Genomic DNA, 4,240 nt, shown 5'->3' on the forward strand with positions numbered 1-4,240 from the left:
TTCCATTTATGTTATTGCTATGATATTAACTTTAAAACTATCCACGAGATTTGAGTATTAACAAAACATCACACCACAAAAACAAACACAATGGAATACAGACAATTAGGCGGATCGGGTTTACATATACCGGTGCTTAGCTTTGGTACTGCCACATTTGGCGGTGCCGGCGAATTTTTCAAAGCCTGGGGTACTACCCAGTTAGACGATGCTAAAAAGTTAGTTAACCTTTGCCTTGATGCAGGCGTTAACCTGTTTGATACTGCCGATGTGTACTCGGGCGGTATCTCTGAAGAAATTTTAGGTCAGGCATTGGAAGGCTTGCGTGACAGAGTTTTAATATCTACCAAAGCTACTTTTAAAATGGGCGACGGACCTAACGATTTTGGCTCATCAAGATATCACCTTGTTAAATCGGCAGAGGATAGCCTGCGTCGTTTAAAAACCGACCATATTGATATTTACCATATGCATGGCTTTGACGGCAACACGCCGGTTGAAGAAGCCCTGCGTGCGCTTGATGACCTGATTACCAGTGGCAAAGTACGTTACATTGCTGCTTCCAACTTTTCGGGTTGGCATTTAATGAAATCGTTATCCATATCAGAAAGATATGGATGGGCCAAATATGTTGCTCATCAAGCCTATTATTCGTTATTAGACAGGGAGTTTGAATGGGAACTGATGCCGCTGGGTATCGATCAAAAAGTAAGCACAATAGTTTGGAGCCCGCTGGCATCCGGGCAGTTAGGTGGCAAATTCCGCCGCGGTCAGCCTATCCCACAGGATAACCGCCGCAGTCAGGGTGGCAGTCATGGACCAGAAACTGATTTTGAGCGCCTTTACACCATTGTAGATGCACTGGATGAGGTAGCCGAAGAGACCGGTAAATCTATTGCACAGATATCTATTAACTGGCTTTTGCAGCGCCCAACAGTAGCTAACATAATTATTGGCGCCCGCAACGAGGAGCAACTAAAACAAAACCTTGATGCTGTTGGCTGGAACTTGACTATCGACCAAATAAAGAAACTCGATGCCGCCAGCGAATTAACCCCAATATATCCGTACTGGCATCAACGCCAGGATACAAAGCTTAACCCGCTTCCAAAATTTTATTAACAAGAAAGCCCCGATCTATCGGGGCTTTCTTGTTAATATTTATCCTCTTCTCCCTCCGCGCGTCATGCGAGGTAAGAAGCAATCTCAGAACTAACATAAACGCTTTGCATGCGCCATTGTCTATCGGGAGATTGCTTCATACCTTACAGCAATGACGGGTTGGTAAGTGGCATAATAGCTCTACAACTGTTTTATCCTTATATTCTTAAAATAAGCTTTATGCCCATGGTCCTGCAAAGCAATGTGACCAATTTTAGCCGTGCCATATTCAGGATGATCTTTCCACTTTCCTTCTGCTTTCTTCTTTTTCCAGTCAGCACCCCAGGCAGTAAATTCCACTATCTTTTCACCATTTAACCAATGCTCTACATGGCCTTTGTTAAAAACTATCCTGCTGGTGTTCCACTGGCCAACAGGCTTTACTTTTTTAAGTGTATTAGCTGTATGCATTGCGTAGTCGGCACCGGTTTTTTGCCACTCTTCCAGCTTATCAGGTACCCAGCCAATATCATCTATTATTTGGTACTCCGGACCGGTCAAGTAAGATGCTTCATATTTAGGCGACTCAACAACGTGATATAAAATACCGCTGTTACTGCCTTTATCAATTTTCCATTCCCAAGAAAGTTCAAAGTTGTCGTATTGTTTGTCACTTACAATATCACCGCCTGTATCTGTTCCTTTAACAGCACCAAGGCAAACCAGCGCACCGTTCTCTATCTCCCAATTTTTAACTTCGCCTTTTTTATTGTAGCCGTGCCAACCCTTTAGGTTTTTACCGTTAAAAAGGCTTACCCATGCCGATTTTTTGGCCTGTGCAAAGCTCTGCGAACCCGAAAAGCAAATGGCTGCTGCAAGGCCTAATATTTTAAATTGTTTATTCATACTATATATAAGGTTTACTTATTACTTAGCCATTTTCATTTTTTCAGGATCCCAAAACATCGGGGTGTTTTTATAATAGCTATCGTTACATAACAACGCGGGTGCTGCCGCACGATAGCCAAAAATAGCATCTTCGGCAACTTTACCATTGGTACGTATTGCGGTTATAAAATTATTCATGTGGTCGTAAGGGCCACCCAGGTAACCTTTTTCGGCATTAAAGGTGATCTCTTCTGGTGGTAAAATATGCTTTCTGCCCGAATCACTTTGCCCGGCTTTACGCATCTTTTCAATATAGAACGGATCGTCAGACGCTATTACCTTATTCCTTTTCAGGGTAACGCTATCCCAGGTAACATCCATTGAACCTTCGCTGCCAACCAATTTTAGGTAAGTAGTACCACTGGTACCGTCAACAAAATTACATCGTAACGAAAGATTGAATGCCGGGTGTGCTACTGTTTTGCCATAATCGAATGTCCCCAGCAAAACATCAGGCACTTCGCGGCCATCGTTCCAGTAACGTAAACCGCCCGATGCATAAATTTTATTTGGCCCCATAGAACCGGTTATAAAGTGCAGGCTGCTAAACAAGTGAACGAACAGATCGCCGGCCATACCGGTACCATAATCTGTATAGTTTCTCCAACGGAAAAACCTTTTAGAATCAAACGGGCGTTTTTGAGTATTGCTTACATAAGTTTCCCAGTCAACGGTTTGTGCCGATGCATCCTCGGGTATAGGGTATTGCCAAACCTCAACAGGTGCGCGGCGAGCCCAAAAACCTTCGGCATAGTTTAATTCGCCAATGGCGCCGCTTTTTAGTAACTCGTGCGCTTTCTCGTTTCCTAATGATGATACCCCCTGGCTGCCTACCTGGAAGATCTTACCTGTTTCTTTTTGTGCTTTTATTACCGCCGGGCCTTCGGCAACAGAATGTACCATTGGTTTTTCGCAGTACACGTGTTTACCGGCATGCATAGCATCAACAGAAATTTGCTGGTGCCAATGATCAGGCGTGGCTATAATTACCGCATCAATATCCTTACGGTTAAGTATTTCTTTATAAATTTTAGTAGTATAAATATCAGCTCCCCAACGTGTTTTAGCTTCATTTAAACGTCCATCATACAAATCGCAAACAGCCACCAGCTTTACACCGGGTACCTGCAGGGCTACAATGGCATCCTGCGTACCCATACCGCCGGCACCTATAAGTGCAATGTTCACCTGATCATTAGGTCCGTACTGATTATACTTTTGTTTTAGATAATGAAAGCTGTGCTTATCGGCGGCTAATAAACTGCTGCCTGCGGTTACAGCGGCGGCGGTAGTAGCTAATTTTTTTATAAAGCCCCTGCGGGATGCTTCGGAATTTTCTTTCATAATTATGCTTTAAGGTTTATCTTACAATAATTGTTATGAATATAAATAATAGGTTTACGAAGGCTTAGATGCCCGGAAGTGAAGGTATAGTTTTTAAATAATATTAAAAAGTTTAATTATCAGTACTTGTAATTTATTGCCATGCCGGCAGATAATCTCTCCCACTACCTGTTCGAAATGACAAAGAGGTAACCATCAACTATGAACTCCAATACTTATCTTTGCCTGCATACTCATGAACAAAACTGTAACCCCATACCAAAACCAGCAGGGCACCAAAAAAGAGCAGGTAGCCGATATGTTTAATAATATCTCAAAAACCTACGATTTTCTGAATCATTTCATGTCGCTTGGGATTGATATCATCTGGCGTAAAAAGGCTATCAACGAACTTAAAAAAGACCAGCCACAACTGATACTGGATGTAGCTACCGGTACCGGCGATTTTGCTTTCGAAGCTTTATCTATACTAAAACCTAAAAAGATAATAGGTGTAGATATCTCGCAGGGTATGCTGGATATCGCGAAGCAAAAAATAGCTAAGCGTAACTTGTCTGATAAATTTGAGGTTAAACTGGGCGATTCGGAAAAACTGCCTTTCGAAGCCAATGAATTTGATGCGGTTACGGTTGCTTACGGCGTACGTAATTTTGAGCACCTGGAAACAGGCCTTGCCGATATTCATCGCGTGTTAAAACCCGGCGGAAAAGCTGTTGTATTGGAGTTTTCAAAACCAAAGGCATTCCCAATTAAACAATTGTACAAGTTTTACTTTAACTATATAACGCCGGGCATAGGTAAACTCTTTTCAAAGGATGCAAGGGCTTATACCTATTTGCCAGAATCA

The 4,240-nt window shown here is 42.5% G+C and carries 4 protein-coding genes; 2 read left to right on the forward strand and 2 right to left on the reverse strand.

The window, feature by feature from the left end; all coding sequences use genetic code 11:
• Positions 1-90 precede the first annotated feature (90 nt).
• Positions 91-1,122 (forward strand): aldo/keto reductase, encoded by a 1,032-nt coding sequence (locus tag JWQ85_RS09885; protein WP_299467424.1) that lies wholly within the window; start codon positions 91-93, stop codon positions 1,120-1,122.
• 180 nt (positions 1,123-1,302) lie between these two features.
• Here the strand turns inward: JWQ85_RS09885 and JWQ85_RS09890 are convergent, their stop codons facing one another.
• Positions 1,303-2,007 carry a DUF1080 domain-containing protein gene (locus JWQ85_RS09890; RefSeq protein ID WP_299467426.1) on the reverse strand — a complete coding sequence of 235 codons (705 nt, stop codon included), beginning with the start codon at positions 2,005-2,007 and terminating at the stop codon, positions 1,303-1,305.
• 21 nt (positions 2,008-2,028) lie between these two features.
• Positions 2,029-3,393 (reverse strand): Gfo/Idh/MocA family oxidoreductase, encoded by a 1,365-nt coding sequence (locus JWQ85_RS09895; RefSeq protein WP_299467427.1) that lies wholly within the window; start codon positions 3,391-3,393, stop codon positions 2,029-2,031.
• Positions 3,394-3,628: 235 nt separating this feature from the next.
• Here JWQ85_RS09895 and ubiE point away from each other — a divergent pair.
• On the forward strand, positions 3,629-4,240 hold a 612-nt coding region (ubiE, locus tag JWQ85_RS09900; RefSeq protein ID WP_299467429.1), incomplete at its 3' end, for a bifunctional demethylmenaquinone methyltransferase/2-methoxy-6-polyprenyl-1,4-benzoquinol methylase UbiE.

The sequence above is a fragment of the Mucilaginibacter sp. genome, from assembly GCF_028288105.1.
Taxonomy (GTDB): Bacteria; Bacteroidota; Bacteroidia; order Sphingobacteriales; family Sphingobacteriaceae; genus Mucilaginibacter.